Annotated in this window: 15 protein-coding genes; all 15 read right to left on the bottom strand. The window is 52.8% G+C overall.

Annotation, left to right across the window (positions count from 1 at the left end; genetic code table 11):
* Nucleotides 1–1457, bottom strand: a 1457-nt coding sequence (locus ACETWG_08065) for a TIM-barrel domain-containing protein (GenBank protein MFB0516544.1), incomplete at its 3' end; no start/stop codon positions are given.
* Between the two features lie 445 nt (nucleotides 1458–1902).
* A complete protein-coding gene (locus ACETWG_08070) occupies nucleotides 1903–3966 on the bottom strand; it encodes a glycoside hydrolase family 2 TIM barrel-domain containing protein (protein MFB0516545.1) in 2064 nt (687 codons plus the stop codon).
* A gap of 10 nt (nucleotides 3967–3976) precedes the next feature.
* Entirely contained in the window at nucleotides 3977–4516 is a 540-nt protein-coding gene (locus ACETWG_08075) for a hypothetical protein (GenBank protein MFB0516546.1), read from the bottom strand.
* 45 nt (nucleotides 4517–4561) lie between these two features.
* Nucleotides 4562–4723: a hypothetical protein gene (locus tag ACETWG_08080; GenBank protein MFB0516547.1), complete on the bottom strand. Its 162-nt coding sequence runs from the start codon at nucleotides 4721–4723 to the stop codon at nucleotides 4562–4564.
* A 189-nt stretch (nucleotides 4724–4912) separates the two neighbouring features.
* Nucleotides 4913–6208 carry a TRAP transporter large permease gene (locus ACETWG_08085; protein ID MFB0516548.1) on the bottom strand — a complete coding sequence of 432 codons (1296 nt, stop codon included), beginning with the start codon at nucleotides 6206–6208 and terminating at the stop codon, nucleotides 4913–4915.
* 16 nt (nucleotides 6209–6224) lie between these two features.
* Complete coding sequence (locus ACETWG_08090; protein ID MFB0516549.1) at nucleotides 6225–6737, bottom strand: TRAP transporter small permease; 513 nt, start codon at nucleotides 6735–6737, stop codon at nucleotides 6225–6227.
* 115 nt (nucleotides 6738–6852) lie between these two features.
* Entirely contained in the window at nucleotides 6853–7845 is a 993-nt protein-coding gene (locus ACETWG_08095) for a TRAP transporter substrate-binding protein (protein ID MFB0516550.1), read from the bottom strand.
* A gap of 20 nt (nucleotides 7846–7865) precedes the next feature.
* Nucleotides 7866–9272 carry a glucuronate isomerase gene (gene uxaC, locus ACETWG_08100; protein ID MFB0516551.1) on the bottom strand — a complete coding sequence of 469 codons (1407 nt, stop codon included), beginning with the start codon at nucleotides 9270–9272 and terminating at the stop codon, nucleotides 7866–7868.
* Nucleotides 9273–9341: 69 nt separating this feature from the next.
* Nucleotides 9342–10103, bottom strand: a complete 762-nt coding sequence (gene kduD / locus ACETWG_08105) for a 2-dehydro-3-deoxy-D-gluconate 5-dehydrogenase KduD (GenBank protein MFB0516552.1) — start codon at nucleotides 10101–10103, stop codon at nucleotides 9342–9344.
* A gap of 31 nt (nucleotides 10104–10134) precedes the next feature.
* On the bottom strand, nucleotides 10135–10962 hold the full coding sequence (gene kduI / locus ACETWG_08110) for a 5-dehydro-4-deoxy-D-glucuronate isomerase (GenBank protein ID MFB0516553.1): 828 nt from the start codon (nucleotides 10960–10962) through the stop codon (nucleotides 10135–10137).
* A gap of 50 nt (nucleotides 10963–11012) precedes the next feature.
* On the bottom strand, nucleotides 11013–12284 hold the full coding sequence (locus tag ACETWG_08115; protein ID MFB0516554.1) for a DUF4861 domain-containing protein: 1272 nt from the start codon (nucleotides 12282–12284) through the stop codon (nucleotides 11013–11015).
* A 75-nt stretch (nucleotides 12285–12359) separates the two neighbouring features.
* Nucleotides 12360–13967, bottom strand: a complete 1608-nt coding sequence (locus ACETWG_08120) for a carbon starvation protein A (GenBank protein ID MFB0516555.1) — start codon at nucleotides 13965–13967, stop codon at nucleotides 12360–12362.
* 113 nt (nucleotides 13968–14080) lie between these two features.
* Nucleotides 14081–14845: an SDR family oxidoreductase gene (locus ACETWG_08125; protein ID MFB0516556.1), complete on the bottom strand. Its 765-nt coding sequence runs from the start codon at nucleotides 14843–14845 to the stop codon at nucleotides 14081–14083.
* A 227-nt stretch (nucleotides 14846–15072) separates the two neighbouring features.
* Nucleotides 15073–16257 carry an alanine--glyoxylate aminotransferase family protein gene (locus ACETWG_08130; protein MFB0516557.1) on the bottom strand — a complete coding sequence of 395 codons (1185 nt, stop codon included), beginning with the start codon at nucleotides 16255–16257 and terminating at the stop codon, nucleotides 15073–15075.
* Between the two features lie 324 nt (nucleotides 16258–16581).
* Entirely contained in the window at nucleotides 16582–17298 is a 717-nt protein-coding gene (locus tag ACETWG_08135; protein MFB0516558.1) for a hypothetical protein, read from the bottom strand.
* Between the last annotated feature and the right edge of the window lie 109 nt (nucleotides 17299–17407).

Consider the following 17407-nt stretch of genomic DNA (forward strand, 5'->3'; position numbering starts at 1 on the left):
CCCATCAGGCCGATACTCTGAGCACCCCTGATGACCGAAGGCAAGCCCTCGTTCATGTCGAAATCGGCATTCTGATCGGCGGCCCAGAAAGCCGGGATGTACCTCTGCGACCCGGCTGAGCCGGCCCGGGGGATAAGCACGAAATCCCCCCCGGTCTTATCCTGCATGAGGTCATGGACAGCCTTGTCGTAGAGCTCGGGATAATGATGCTGGTGCTCATAGCCCCTGGTGCCGTCAAACAAATAGGCATCCGCCGGCAGGTGCTCACAGTCATCCATCTTGAATCCATCGATGCCCAGATCCACCACTTTGGCAACCTGATTCTGCCACCATTTCACCGCTTTGGGATTGGTGAAGTCGATCATACCACCGCGGCCGTCACTGGTCAGGCCGATCTCATCGGTGCCGGAGGGGCGCCACCATTCTATCTGGTACGTATCACCGTTGGCATCTTTCACAAAATACCCTTTCCGGTCCGCATACCGGTAGTTTTTGGCCGCCGGATTCACAAACGGCACCATCCAGAGCAGTACCCGGTAGCCCATAGCATGCAGATCAGCGATCATCTTTCCGGGATTCGGGAACAGTTTGGGATTGAATTCATAATCGATGTATTCATTGGACCAGGGGCTGTCGATGAAGATGACGCTGGTGGGAATGTCCAGATCTCGCAGCATGGTGGCGTCCTGGTAGACTTCATATTCATCGAAGACCCAGTCGCGCCATTTCCAAACGCCGAACTTCCAGGCTGGTGGCTTGAGCATACGCCCGGTCAGCGCGGTGTATTGCCTTACGATTTCCTTGGGTGTAGGGCCGTAGAACAGATGAAACGCCAGCTGCGGCCCATTGACCCAGAAGGAATAGACCTCGCTTTCCCGGGTGCCCAGGTCAAAGGTGAACTGGCCGATGGTCTCGGCGTACAGCCCGTAGCCCCGGCTGCTGATCAGGAACGGGATGGGCACCGTCCACGGGGGATCGTTGGTGGGGATTTCCTGACCCCGTAATTCCAGGCCGGTGAAGCGCTGACCCATTCCCCGGAAATGTTCGCCGTCATCGGCGTGAATGGCATAGCCTATCGCTTCCGCATTTTCCGGCCCGCTCATTTGAACCAATACATGCTCAGCTGGTTTTGATATACTGATCTGGACTGCACGATCAGCAGCGGTCACACCGGTCAATATCAGAGTTCCGGATTCGCGTTTGGCAGACTCGATTGTGATAATGCGGTCCCACGTTTCACCTACCTTCAGGCCAAAGATGGCTGCCGGATAGGAGTGAGGATCTACCCCCGCGACCAGCGCCAGGCCTTCCCGGTCCTGAATAATCAGGTTGAACGGATCTTCCTGAACCACTACGCTGCCCCAGGAGGTTTCCAGCACCTGCTGCTGGGCATTCAGATCCGATATGATAAACACCACCAAGCACAACGGTGGAATGAATACATGTAAGCCACGCATCGGTCCCTCCATACAGGTTTAGTGTAAAAGAATGGTTGTTTCTGCCCTATTATTAGCAATGGTGATTTCCCCGGCGTCCACATGTGCCTCTACCGCAAGGTGATGGCTACCTTGAACAGCCGGCCACCTCAGGCGTGCTTCCCGGACGCGGGGAACCAGATCGTTGGGCGCCTCGATGGTGAGACTGGAAGCGCATACCCGGCTCCTCAACGATTGGCTCGACGACGCGAACCTGAGGCCTTCGATCATAGTAGCGTAGGTGCACCTTTTTAACAACGGCATTGTCATATATTTTATGGGTCCAGATATAGGCTACCCCGCACGGAAAGTATTGCTCATTCTTCAACTCACCAGCTGTGAATATAACGGCCACTGCACGATTTTCCGAACCGGCCAACATATGCCCGTCACACTCATAGAGATCCGTGAAATAGCCATCTTCATTTTAGTCCGAAAGTGAGTATCGAATGGTGATCTTGTCTTCCACCACGGTTTGCTCTTTACGACCGATGGCGCGCAGATGGTTGGTGCCTTTTTTCAAGGTCGCCCGCCAGATAAAGGGCTGAGGCCGGGTTCCCAGGCTCTCCCCATTTATTAAGAGTTCAACAGAATCACAGTTGGAAAACACCTCGATTTGTTTTGCTTCCCCTTCAACACCGGCTCGTTGTAACCAAGTATGGGAAACGATATAGATCATCGGCTCTTCGGTCCAGATGCTCTGATAGAAATAGAACACGTCCTTTGGCACACGAGCGAAGTCCGCCAGCCCTTTCTGATTAATATGGGGGATATTGCCACCCTTTTCATAGGAGCCGAAATCAAACATATTCCAGACACATGAACCAGCGATATAGGGACGCTGTACGATCTGCTCCCAGTATCTTTTATGAAAGGCTAACTGCCAGTTTTCACTGAAATCAGGTGCTTTCGAATCTTCCACATGATAGCCTCTCTTGCTGCCGGCTCCATACTCACTGATGATGAACACCTGCTCAGGATAAGCTTGTTTACGCTCGTCCATCACGTCTCCGAAATCATCAAAGGTGCCGGAATACCACCCATAGTAGCAGTTCCAGCCAGATATTTCCGTAATGCCCATAATATCAGTACCCCGATCCTTAAATTGAGCCTGGGCCGTGTACCTGGAGGGATCAAGGTTATGTGCCAGTTGGACTAGTGCTTGGCAGAGGTCGACGCTCCAGTGGAGTTCCTCGTCGGGCTGATCACGAATTACTTCATTCATTACACCCCAGATAATGATACTCGGATGGTTCAGGTGCTGGGTGATCATCTCACGCATCATCTGCTTTGCATTAGCTATGAACGCCTCCCGCCCCACTGACCTGACCACCGGGATTTCCTCCCATACCAGTAAACCGAGGCTATCACACGCATCCAGAACGGCTGGATCCTGTGGATAATGGGCAAGACGAACGAAGTTGGCCCCCATGGACTTGATAAGCCGCATATCCTCGATATGTAGCTCGTTCGGGACAGCATTGCCATAACCAGCTCGGTCCTGATGACGGTTCACTCCCTTAAGTCGCAGGTATTCGCCATTGAGATAGAAACCCTGGTCGGGGTCAAAAGAGAACCATCGCAAGCCGAAATTGCCAGTTATCTCATCCAGGGTTACCTGGTCACGGCTCAATCGAACTTGAACTGCATAGAGATGCGGAGCTTCAGGAGACCACAAGGTGATCGGTGCAGATATCTCCAAATCAAGCTGGATTTCAGCAGTTGAGTCCGGTGGGATGGACACATCCACCGAGCGGGTGAGAACTATCCTTTTTTGAGGGTCTTGGATCACAGTCTCCAACTGGCCGTCGAAGGATTCTTTTGAAGTATTTATCACCGGAGTGGTGACCGTCACATGTGCCCGCTCCGGGGATACCTCCGGCGTCTGGACGTGTACCCACTCTATGTGCACTGTGGTCGTTTCCAGCAGATACAAATCGCGGTAGATGCCGCCGTACATGGTATAGTCAGCGCTCTGGGGTGGGATATCATAGTGGTAGGCGTTGTTTACCCTGACTGCAATAAGATTCCGCTTACCAAAGGCTATATAAGGTGTAATATCAAAGCTAAAACCCGAATAACCGCCAATATGTTCTCCCACATAGAACTCATTTACCCATACATCCGTGACCTTATTGGCACCCTCAAATACCAGATAGAGACGTTTGCCCGCGTTGGATTTCGGAATATTTACAGCCTTACGGTACCAACCTGATCCCCGGTAATAGCCAGGAGAAATATCGTAACCGTCCTCAATCCCGCGTCTATCAAAGGGATCATCAACATTCCAAGTGTGCGGCAGATTAACTCGTTCCCAACGTCGGTCATTCAAATCAGCCTGGTAACCAGCATTTACTTCCCCCTTATGAAAGCGCCAGCTATTATTAATCCTCTGGAGAGACCGAACCGGCTTGGAATCTTCAGAGGCACAGGAAGACCAGAATAGAAATACTCCTACGACAATCATAGTCCGTGTTGTGATGCGAAACATAATGCTCACCTTACGGCCTATAGGGTTCTTTAAGAGGGAAGATTCGGATGATCTGGCTTTCATGAGCACCCAGGGGGATTTGGATCACCTTTTCTTCTCCAAATACAGTTTCATCGATCACGAGTCGGACGTCTTGTGGCTCCTCCGTTGCCACAAAGATAACCGCTTCACGATCATGCCGAATTCCAATTGTAAAGGCGCCGCAGCTAATCTTATCCGTAAAAGAATCAGGATAGATTTGGTTACGAAAACTACTTACCTCAATTTCCGTGGCGAACATGATTCCATTCCGGAAAAAGAATTCGACCGGTCGGCCCTCACCGGTGACACCCCTACCGGCAATCCAGGTCCAGTGTGGCGGTAGCTTAGGATTGATAGTCAATCCCTCCGCACCTTCCGCATATTGCAGCAGGTCAACATCTGCAAAAGGACGACCTTTGATCTGCTGATTGACGTTTGGATCAGGCGTCAAGACAACAAATTGGGCTTGCCCAAAAAGGAAACCTGAGAGCACCAGCCCATACAAAAAACTGTACCACTTAGATCTCATCTTGATTACCCATAGACAGATTGAGATAGCTCATCACACTTATCGTCATGGTAGGGAAATAGCCACTAGCCGAAGCTTGGGCTTCTCTAACTGGTTGACATACCACACCAGGTCAAGAGGATCAGTGTGGCCGCCATTGTGGGGGGCCAGCAGTACCCGGATTTGTATCAAATGTGGTGTCTGTGCTTTTACGTGGATTTCGATCATCTTTACCTCCATTCTGTTGGTAGTCCAAGTAATATATATAGCGCTCATGGCACGCCATCAGCGTCGGGTTTCTGTCAGGCTGTCATAGCCAAGGCGTGTCTGGCCCCATTTAGTCCATTCCGGTGCACTTTGCCCTGAAGCCGAACGGGGTAAGCAATATGGGCCTTGCATCAACCAGTTCCGGCCTATTTAGTACCCTAACAGTCGCGGCAGCATGAGACTTAAATCCTCGATATAGGTCACCAGTAACAGCGCCAGGATCATGGCCACATAGAGCGGCAGCAGCGGTTTGATCATATTTGTTATCGACGTTTTAGCGATACTACAGCCGACGAACAGCACGCTGCCGACCGGTGGGGTGCAAAGGCCAATACAGAGATTCAAGACCATCATGATCCCGAAATGCAGTGGTGTCATACCTAATTGCATGACCACGGGGAGAAAAATGGGTGTGAAGATTAACACGGCCGGAGTCATATCCATAAACGTGCCCACGATCAGCAGAATGATATTGATGACCAGAAGAATAATAAATTTGCTTTCGGTCAGGGCGATCAGGGTGGCGCTGATGTTCTGGGGGATGTTTTCATAGGACAGAATCCAGGACATGGCCCTTGACGTGCCAATCAGCAGCATGACGATCGCAGTGGTCTCTACTGCCTTAAGTAGAATGGATGGCAGTTCACTGATTTTTACTTCACGATAAACCACGACCGATAAGAATAGGGCATAGAGAACGGCCACCGCACTGGCTTCCGTCGCCGTAAAAATGCCGGCAATAATCCCACCGATAACGATCACAATCAGCAGGAGGCTGGGAACAGCATCCAGAAATTTCTTGGCAGAATCCAGCAATGGGGTCCATTCTCCCCGTGGGTAATCACGAAGTAATGCGATGACGGCTGAGACGGCCATGAGTCCTAATCCCACCAGAATGCCGGGGAGATAGCCGGCGATGAACAGCGCGGCGATCGATACACCGCCGCTGGCGAGCGAGTAAACGATCAGCACGTTACTGGGCGGGATCAGGAGACCGGTAGTTGCCGCTGTGACGGTGATGGCCGTGTTAAAGTTTTTTTCATAGCCTTCCTTATTCATGATCGGAATCATGAACCCACCGACGGCGGAAGTGGCCGCCACTGCCGATCCTGAAATTGCGCCGAAGAACATACAGGCCAGTATATTGACATACGCCAGGCCACCCGGCAGCATGCCAACGAGGACCTTGGCGAAATCGATCAAGCGCCGGGCAATTCCACCCCGACCCATGAGCATGCCGGAAAGAATGAAAAAGGGGATGGCGAGCAGGGCAAAACTGTTGATCCCGGTGGCCATTTGCTGTGCAACGGTGGTGATGGCCGGAACCGGAGCGATGGTAAACAGCATGGTAAGCACGGTCGCCACACCAATGCCGATGGCAATCGGTACGTTGCATGCCAGAAGGAGAATAAAACTTACAATAAGGACAATAATCGATATATCCATTACAATACCCTTATGGCTAATCGATTACCCTGACTTCGTGTTCTTCCGCTACCGTCGGTTCTTTAATTATAGCCGCGATGATGAACGTGATTGAGAAGAACATCATCAGAATACCGGTAATCGGAAGGACCAGGTATACGTAGCCCATTGGAATGCCCATCGCCGGGGAGATTTGATTCAGGGTGAATGTGAGATTCACGAGCCGCAGTCCGCCGATGACAAGAATGAACAGGGCGAACAACAATACGACCAGGGAAATGCCAATCTCGACGACGCGTTTCTTGACGCCCACCAACCTGGCGGTCAGTACATCAATGCCCAGATGGGCGCGAGTATAAAAAGCATAACTGGCACCGAGGAGACCGATCCAGATCAATAGAAAACCAGCCAACTCTTCCGTAAATGAACTGGGGTCCCGAAGAATAAATCTGGTGCAGACCTGCCAGGTTACGTCCAGCACATTGGCCGACATAAGGATGACCAGGACGATACCAAGTGTCCTGGTGATGACTGAGATCATTTTATCCATAGATAATCGTATCCTACGCAATCATGAGTGGATTAATTAAGGGAAATTCTTTCGCAATTATGCTGGATATCGCATCCTTGGTTCCTATAAAACAATAGCCCTTGCTAGTCGGCACCTATTCAACCTGTTCGATTTGCTGGATCAAGTCGTAGATGGGTGTTCCTATGTAGGAGGCATGCATCTCCCGCACTGATTCACGGAATGGTGTTTTATCAGGATAGATAATTTCGACGCCTCCGTTTTGAACTTCCCGGAGCGCCTCATCACAGGCCTCCTTCCATAGTTGCTTCTGATACTCCACGGACTCTTCCACCGCCTTTTGCAGCCACTGCTGTTCCTGGGAGGAAAGACTTTCCCAGACCACCGTGCTCATGAGCAGGATGTCAGGTACGGAGGTATGTTCGTCAAGGCTGTAATATTTGCAGACCTCGTAATGCCGTGACAGGTAGAAACTCGGCGGATTGTTTTCCGCACCATCGACCACACCCTGCTGTAACGAGGTATATAGCTCGCCCCAGGGGATCGGGGTCGCCGATCCCCCCAGCGCCTGAATCATTTTCACCGAGGTTATGCTTTTCATAACCCGGATTTTCAATCCCTGCAAATCCGCCGGTGTATTTACTGGTCGGTCTTTGGTATAAAAGCTGCGGCTGCCGGCATCGTAATAGCACATCCCGCGCAGGAAATAATCTTCACCCGCTACCAGGAGTCGCTTTCCAATCTCGCCGTTCAAGACTTTCCAGCGGTGATCGTCATCCCGGAAAACGTAGGGAATGCCAAATATCTTCATCTCAGGGACAAAGGCTTCTAACGGAGCGGTTGACACCTTGGTCATTGCCAGACTACCGATTTGGAGAAGCTCGATCAGATCCCGTTCTTGTCCCAGCTGACCGCCGGGATAGATGTCTATCCGCATGCGGCCACCGGACTCCTCCGCCACCCTCTTGACCATATAGACCATGCCTTTGTGGACCGGGTGGGTGGCATCCAGCACGTGGGCCAGCTTGAGCACTCTAACGGGTTGTTCACCGGCACATGCCGCCAGGACCAACAGAAATGGAATGAGGATTAATCTAAACCGCACCAGGCACCTTAAGTATACGCACATCATCTTCCCCGCTTTTCTGTCTACAGATTGTAGGCCTGTTTGCTCAGATCGTACGCCAGGGCAGGCATGATTTCCTCAGCATCCTCCCTATCAATTATATGCCGGGCTACCTGACCGGCCAGGAAATTGGCATCCACCCGCCGACTCACATCATGGCGAGCAGGTATGGAGGGAAAGGCGCGGGTATCGTCGATAAAGCCAACAGTCTTATGGAAACCAGCCGTTTCGGTAATCCTTTGACGGAAATAGATCATGCCCTGAATACTGTCACTGAACCACCAGGGCGGTCCCAGCCACATGGCGGGATAATGCCCTGCCAGGGGCGCCAGTTCGCGAGTATAGTTGGTCTCGTCCAATGTGAAGACAATGACCCTGAACCGGGGATCATTACCATAAGCATTTAATAATTCATGCAGACAGCGGGTATATTCAGTCGGGAGCGGGATGTCGCCGCCCTTATCGGGACCGAATTTTTCAAAAACAGCCAGATTATGGTTTCGCATGGCCCCCGGGTGAATCTGCATGACCAGCCCGTCCTCCGCGCTCATGCGCGCCATCTCCATGAGCATATGGGCTGTGAAACGCCTGGCTTCATCTGGGGTAACCTGCCTCTTCAAAGCCCGTTGAAAGAGGGTGTCAGCCTCGCGATCAGACAGCCTGTGGGTCAGGGGGCTTTCAATTCCGTGATCGGTGGCCGTGCATCCCATGGATTTAAAGAAGCTGCGGCGCTCCTCCAGGGCCTGGATGTAGCTGGCATATGAGGTGATCTCATAGCCACACACCTCACCGAGCTTGTGGATGTTATCGTGCCACTCAAAATGAGACAGGTCGGTCACCGGATCCGGACGAAAGGTGGGAATGATCCTGGCATCCCAGCCTGATTCGCGAATCATTTGGTGATCCTCAAGGGTATCAAAGGGGGCATCGGTGGTGGCCAGGACCTCGATATTGAAGCTATCAAACAGGTTCCTGGGCAGAAATTCCTCGGTCTGGAGTTTCTCCAGAAGCCGGTCATAGATGCGCAGCGCCGATTCGCCAGTGAGTTTTTCGGTGATCCCGAATACCTCGACGAACTCGGCATCCAGCCAGATGCCGGTAGGCGTGCCTGCGAACAGGTAGTAATGATCCCCGAACAACTGCCAGATCCTGCGGTGATCGGTTTCTACCGGTGACCCATCACGCGTGGGCACCCCGAAGTCTTCCAGGCTGATCCCATGGGAATAGAGCAGCCGGAAGACGTAGTGGTCGGGGATCAAAATAAGCTCGGTGGGATCGGGGAAAGGCCGGTTCTGCGAGAACAGCTTGGGGTCGACATGGCCGTGGGGGCACAGTAGGGGTAGATCCTTCACGCTCGCGTATAATTCACGGGCTATTTCACGAACTGCCGGCTCGGGGTCAAATATGCGGTCAGGATTCAGATAAGACATAAATACTCCTGGATCGAAGGTTAAGTGGACTTCTGTTTGCTCGGCCGGTTTCACACACCTGGCGGCTAATTATCTTGCCAGCCACCCGCCATCGACCGCAACGGTATATCCGTTCATATAGGAGGAAGCTTTCGAAGCCAGAAAAACGGCGATTCCTTTCAGGTCTTCGGGTTCCCCCCATCGCCCGGCTGGAATACGTTCCAGAATGGCCTTGCTCCGCACCGGATCGGCTCTCAGCGGCGCCGTATTATCGGTGGCCATGTAGCCGGGAGCAATGGCGTTGACATTGATGTTATGAGGAGCCAATTCATTGGCCAGCAGCCTGGTCAATCCCATAACCGCACTCTTGGTGGCCGTATATGAGGGGACGAAAATCCCGCCCTGGAAACTGAGCAGGGAGGCGACGTTGATGATTTTACCGCCGGTGTCTTGCTTGATCAGAACCTTCGCGACCGCCTGACTGAGGAGGAAAAGAGCTGTCTGATTCACGTCAATGACTTCATCCCAATCCTTTTCTGTGAATTCGGTTAATGGCGCCCGGCGAATGATGCCGGCATTATTGACCAGAATATCAATATGCCCGAAATGATCCAGGGTTTTTTGAACAATCAATGGTATCGATGCTCTCTGACTGAGATCGGCTGTTACAGGCCAGCACTTGCGTCCAAGTTTTTCGATCTGTTTAGCCGTTGCTGACTGATCGCTTCGGTCCACGGCACAGATATCAGCGCCAGCCTCCGCCAGGCCGATGGCCATTGCCTGACCGAGACCCCTGGAAGCACCCGTCACGATCGCTACTTGCCCATCCAGCTTGAATTGATCAAGAATCATTGCTTTCCCTCTACGATGCCCTCGTTTGATACTAGTTGATTTTATCCAGGTCAATGCCGTCCATATCATCGAATTCCTGGTTCTCGCCGCCCATGCCCCAGATAAAGGCATAATTCGAGGTGCCCACACCGGCATGAATGGACCAGCTCGGCGAGACGACGGCCTGACCTTCACGCACGACCAGATGCCTCGTTTGCTCCGGTGCACCCATGAAGTGAAACAGGAGATCATCCCCAAGATCGAAGTACATATAAATCTCTGTTCGCCGTTCATGAGTGTGGGGAGGCATGGTATTCCATACGCTACCTTTCTCCAGCTCCGTCAGGCCCATGACCAGTTGGCAGCTTTCCATGCTCGCCGGGTGGATATACTTGAAAATGGTGCGTTTATTCGCCTTTTCCACGCTCCCGAGCGCCACGGTCGAGGCCTGCTGCTTGCCCACTTTTTTGGTGGGGTAGGCTTTATGGGCTGGATAGCTGAGCAGATAGAACTTCGCCGGCTGCTCAGCAGAGGCGCTATGAAAGACAATCTCCTTGCTGCCGCGACCGACATACAGGCCTTCGCGATTCCGCAATTCGTAGGCAGTTCCGTCAGCAACGACGCTGCCGGTTGCCCCAATATTCATGATCCCCACTTCCCGCCGCTCGGCAAAGTAATCGGAGGCCAACTCCTTGCCGACGGACAGTCGCAGAGCTTGGTTGACCGGAACCGCTGAGCCCACAACACAGCGGTCGGTTTCGGTATAGTAAAGCGATACCTGGTCCTGTACGAATAGATCCTGGATAAGAAATGTTTCCCGGAGTTCCTGGCTATTCATCTGCTGATAACGGACCTGATCCGCTAAGTATCTGATTTCCATGTATTACTCCTCAAGAACTAACTCATCATCATTTGGTCATAGGTGGCAGATTAAAGGACCACTTCGAGCGGTCCGCTTTTCTCCCTTTTCAACCGATCAAGATATTCGATGAACTCTCCTTCAGCCCGAATTCCATCCGGCTCCTGTTCCCAGGTAGCGAGAAAATAATAAGTCAGTTTGCCAGCTGCAGGTCGCAGCACCACCACCAGGTTGTGCTCATCCTCCGTCAATTCGAGGAGGTCCTGCCGGCGGAAGATGATCGCCATGCCCAGATTATCATCGGCGAGGCTCTGCCGCCCGAAGGTCCCCAGATAGGTCCACTCTGATCCGGAATCGGGCTCGGTTATCACTTTAGCGCCGGGATGTTTCACGATCCCCGTACACAGATTATCGGGATTCGGTACAATAGTGACCTCATGTCGGGTGAGCCTGCTCCCCGCCGCAATGGACAGTTCAGAGACCAGATCATACCTCCCACCAGCCGCCTGCCAGCCGTAGTAGCTGGTACGGATGATTGACTGCACCGGGCCGGTAGCAATGATCGCACAGGTAATGCTGTCAGTCTGTGAAACTCGTTCCACCCGGTCACCTATCCACATGCCAACGGAGCCAATCCCCAGGGACTCTCCGACTTTCAGAATGTCCATCCCCCAGTCAGCCATTTCATGGTAAGAATCAAAACCATCCTGGCCGACGTTCTGGAGTACCATGTCGGGCACCTTTTTCCCGAAGATATCAATAGCGTTGCGCCAATCTAAATAAAACCGATAGCCTACTCTATCCGACTCCCAGCCGGGACCTTCGTAGCGGATAAAGTAGGAGTGGTCGGTATGCTCGTCCGGTACCCGCAGGAACCTTACGTTGGTGAAGGCACCACCTATATATTCGTGTTTTTCAAAGTAGCCGCCGGTCTTGTGGGAAAGCTCGGCTTGAGTTCTCCTGGGATAATCGCGTTGTTTCGCCCCGAACCTATGATACCTCACAGTAATTTGCCTTTTTTCGCCGGGCTTGAAATCACTTATACAAACAATCTGATCCACCTGACCGTCGCCATTAAGATCGTTTTCCTGACTGGCCAGCTCGACGCCTCCAGCCAGAACGATGAACGCTTCGGGATTGAAGTCAGCATTCCTCTTCTTGAGCTCGAGCACGGGGATAACAAATGCGGCCTCCTCCCGGGCCAGATCGGTCTGGTTACTGACGGACAGCGCTATAAAATCAGGATACCCTTCCAGGATTTGCGGATCGATGGTGTCCTTTTTCGCGCAAGACAACAGCAAAACCATTGAAATAAGCAGACCTAAAATGCGGGCAGGCTTCATGGGAAATTCTCCTATTTCATTATTATTTATAAGAACTAGAGTAACACATTACCACTTTCAGGACAATGATATTCATTATTCCTTGCCAATCCTGACCAGGCTGTTTCGCGCCTGTACAATTAAAATGATGGCAACGATAAAGAGAATGATCGAGAGAAGCAGTAACGGGATATTCACCGTCACAATGTTTTTGTGAATGAGCGTCCCCAGGGCAGTCAAGGTCACAGCGAACATGAAGTACATGGGGTACTTAACAAACCGATTGCTCTTCCCCAGTTCTGCCAGCCAGACGGTAACTCCCAATAGGATAATGGATGCCAGCAGTTGATTGGCAGACCCGAACAGCGGCCAGAGTACCTCACTGGTTCCGGAAAAGGCGAGCAGCGCGGAAAAAACAACCGTCACTAGAGTACCTACGTAGCGATTCTTACTCAAGAAAGAAGCACGTTCCTCTCGCTCAAAAAATTCCTGGAATGCGAATCGGCCCAGCCGGGTGGCCGTATCAAGGGTCGTCAGGGCAAAGGCGGAGATCGCCAGAGCAGCGAAAGTAACGCCCAATCGCTCCGGTATACCCAGGTGGTGAACAAAGCGGCCGATACCGGCCGAGAAAATACCAATCGGTCCCCCACCTTCCTTGGTGACCAGATGACTGTAATCCCCCTGCAGAATGGTGACCGCTGTGATCAGCGCTACCACCGCCAGCACGCCCTCAACAAGCATGCTGCCATAACCGACCGGCTTGGCATCCGATTCCATATTCAACTGTTTCGAGGTCGTACCACTGGACACCAGTGAGTGAAAGCCGGAAATAGCCCCACAGGCGACAGTTACAAACAGGATGGGGAACAGATACCCCAGGTTGGTCTTGAACTGTGTTACTACCGGGAAGCTGATGGTCGGGTTAGCCACGAAGATGCCAATAACTCCCGCGATCAGAATGATAAATAGCAGAAACGAGTTCAAGTAATCCCGGGGCTGGAGCAGGATCCATACCGGTGTAACCGCAGCAACGAATACATAGCAGAACAGCATAAAAATCCAGAAGTTGAAGGACTGCTGAATCGGAAACAGGATTCCAAGCGCCACACATCCGAGCAGCAGCAGGACACCAACGATGGAAGTAAGCCCCAGTTTGGTTTTCAGGCGGTAGATACTGAGCCCGAAGACTATGGCGAGCAGAATGAACAGGAAGGAAGCAGTGACCGTGGCTGGTTCTTTCACAAAGACGCTGGCAACCGCTTTCGCAAAGACGGCGATGACCAGAACCAGCACCGTCCAGGTGAAAACGAGGAAGAGTTTCTTTCCGGCGTGGCCGATATGTTCCTCGATCACCTCGCCAAATGTCTTTCCGCCATGCCGCACCGAGGCCACCAGCGAGGAAAAATCATGCACGCCGCCGACAAAAATGCTACCGATCACTATCCAGAGCAGCACCGGGATCCAGCCGAATACCGCCGCATAGATCGGACCGAGAATGGGGCCGGCCCCGGCAATGGAGGAAAAATGATGGCCGAACAGGATGGGCGCCTTCGCCGGTACATAATCGACGCCGTCGGTGTTGGTATGGGCAGGTGTTTGCCGGCCTGGGTCTACACCCAGCCTTTTCGAAAGGTAGCGACCATAAAAGATGTACCCGATTGCCAATAAGACGATTGAACTGCCAATTAACCAGGCGGCCGCCATTGTTATATCTCTTTATAGAACCTGCGAGGAACGCACAAAAGATAGTCCCACTAGACCAGGATGGGCACCCTTATCCAGATACTCAGTTCTGCTGGAAAAAAACGTCTCTATTTTCATACACAAGCCAACATTCCCCCGTCGACGTACAGAATATGTCCGTTCACGTAATCTGAAGCTTTGGAAGCCAGGAACACCGCTGCTCCGATCAGCTCTTCAGGCTCACCCCAGCGGTTGGCGGGTGTTCGTGAACACAGCCAGGCGTCGAACTTCTCGTTCTCATACAGTGGTTTGGTCAGCTCCGTCCTGAAATAGCCGGGGGCGAGGCCGTTAGCCTGGATATTGTACTTCCCCCATTCGGTGGCCATGGCCCTGGTCAGCATTTTCAAGCCACCTTTTGCGGCGGAGTACGGCGCAATGTTGGGACGGGCCAGCTCACTTTGAATTGAGCAGATATTGATAATTTTACCGGCTTTTCGCTGAATCATCCCAGCCACAACGGTCCTGGAAACCAGGAAGGCCCCGGTAAGGTTGATATCGAGAATCTTGTGCCAGTCCGCCTCGCCAAATTCTTCCATTGGAGCCCGGATCTGTATGCCAGCGTTATTTACCAGAATATCGATATCACCGACATCCTGGCGGATGTTTTCAATCTGCTTTCTGATCGCGGCCGAATCCCGAACATCAAAGGCATAACCTGATGCATTCAATCCCTCTACTTTTAGTTCTGAAACCGCATTCATCAATCGATCTTCATCCCGTCCATTCAGGATGACGATTGCACCCGCGCGTCCCAAACCTCTCGCTAACGTATAGCCGATTCCACGACTGGAACCGGTAATGAGGGCGGTTCGGCCCTCCAGACTGAATAGATCCTGGATCATGCTGTCTTCAAGCTTGGTAGGTATTGATTATTCACGTTCACACGCATCCGACTATCAATACAAATGATGGTTCGTGACATTTAAAGCGGTATCCACCAACAATCCATCCCGCCATAATTACTATCTATGTATTGATATAGACGGCATTCTTAATCCCAAAAGGCCAACTCCCGCAGCGGAAAGGTTTTTTCTACCCCTAACCGCCGTAGAACCCGATAAAATCCTTATGTATCACTCATGGAAAGCTGGCTTGCTTTCTCAGCTGCCGCGGCAATACTCGCCCCCCTATCGAATTTCAGCCCTTGATCGAAAAGGCATTTCTCGAGAGCAGACAGGAACAGCATCACGTTACTTTCAGTGGAGGCCGAGCCCATGAGCCCGATGCGCCAGACTTTGCCCTTGAAAACACCCAGTCCGCCGCCAATCTCAATGTTGAACTCATTGAGCAGCTGCTGCCGTACGGTCGCGTCATCTATGCCAGCAGGGATATAGACGGCATTGAGCATAGGCAACTCATGACCCGGTTGAGCGGCATACTGCATCCCAATAGCGGACAGGCCTGCCCGCAGGATCTGATGATTAGCGCGATGGCGAGCCCAGCGATTTTCCAGCCCCTCTTCTTTAATAATCTTCAGCGCCTCCAGAAGGGCATAGTTCATATTGACCGGGGCCGTGTGATGATACAGTCGTTCCGAGCCCCAGTACTGGCGGATCAGGGTCAGATCCAGATACCAGCTCTGTACCTTTGACTTGCGTTTATCAATGGCCTCGATAGCGGCCTCATTGAAGGTGACCGGCGCCAGTCCCGGTGGGCAGGAAAGGCACTTCTGGGTACCGGAGTAACAGGCGTCAATACCCCAGCCGTCCACATCCACATTCATACCGCCCAGACTGGTGACGGCATCCACCAGCAACAGGGCTCCGTGGTCGTGTACTACTCTGGAAATATCTTCAAGGGGTTGACAGGCACCGGTCGAGGTTTCAGCATGCACAATCCCCACCACCTTGGCCGGCTTATCTTTCAATGCATTCTCAATCTGCTGGGGATCGAAAACTCGACCCCATTCAATCTCCAGGGTATTCACTTCAGCGCCGCAACGTTGGGCCACATCAGCCATCCGCTTTCCGAATACTCCGTTGACACAGACCAGCATGGGATCACCGGGTTCGATGAGATTCACCCCACAGGTTTCCATCCCCGCGCTGCCGGTACCGGACATGGCAATGGTCAGTTCATTTTTTGTCCGGAAGACATATTTCAACAATGACCGTATCTCATTTAGGATATCCAAAAATGCGGGGTCCAGGTGTCCAATGGTAGGCCGCGACAGGGCTTCCAGCACCCGGGGATCAACATCCGACGGCCCCGGCCCCATTAACACCCGTTTCATGGTACGTGGCGTTTGCATATGCTAAGTCCTTATTCCTCTGGTTCAACGGGAAGAAGGTCACTGGTTCCAATTTGCTCATACATGAGAATGAAGGATCAGGATTTGATCGGTGGTTTCCTGCATGTCATCAAATAAATGTGGGCTAACTGTACTTAAAACTAAGAGCGGCAGCTCGCGTTTCCAAGATTCTGTTTCCGTCGGGTTTGAATCCTAAAAGAACTTTTTCACTATCTGGCGATTAACGACTGAAAACACTCAGTCCATCAAAAAGGTGCTGCTGAAGTAGGTAGCCAACCACGCCCTCGAATAGCTAGGTCGGCCACCGGAGCAGCCTATCCAGTATCATAGCCCCAGGAAGGCGATCAGCAGGCCGCTGAGGGCGAGCGTGCCGCCGGCCAGGGCGTGGGCGTAGCGCTCCAGGTTGCCCAGAGGCAGACGCTGAACCCCGGCGTAGGCCAGGCCCACGATGCCCAGCATGGTGCTGATGGTAACCAGTCCAAAAATCCCGGCGATAAGGGCCACCCCGGCCATACTGCTCTTGGCTGCCGGGAACAGCAGCAGGGGGATGAGCGGCTCGCAGGGCCCCAGCACGAAAATGATGAACAGGACCCAGGGGGTAAGGCTTACTGACCTGGCCTCCTCCTCGTGGATATGCACGTGGTCTGCTGAGTGGGTGTGCTCGTGGGTGTGCACCTGGCCATCCAGGTGGGCGTGCCGGTGGGTGTGGGGGCGCTTCCGGTAGGCCCGTCGGAGGCCCCAGACCATATACAGCAGACCGAAGGCTATCAGGCCCCAGGCGGCGATTTCTCCGCGCAGGGATTCAATATCCACCAGGTGATGCAGGGCCAGGCCGGCCGCGATGCCGACCAACCCGAGCACCACCGACCCCAGTATGTGGCCGACGCCGCAGACCAGTGTGAGAGACAGGGTCTTGGCCAGGGACCAGCGTTTGGCCCGCCCGATGACGATGAAGGGCAGGTAGTGGTCGGGGCCGGTGAGGGTATGGAGGAAGCCGATTCCGGCGGCGGTCCCTGTCAGTACGATGATTTCACTGCTCACTTTGATGCCTCTCAGCAGATGCGCGGCAGCTGTTCCCCGGAGAGCAGGTCCAGGACGCGGCTGGCGCCCAGTACTCCCTCCAGAATCACGGGGGCGCTGCCGGCCTCGG

This window comes from Candidatus Neomarinimicrobiota bacterium, from assembly GCA_041862535.1.
Classification (GTDB): Bacteria; Fidelibacterota; Marinisomatia; order SCGC-AAA003-L08; family TS1B11.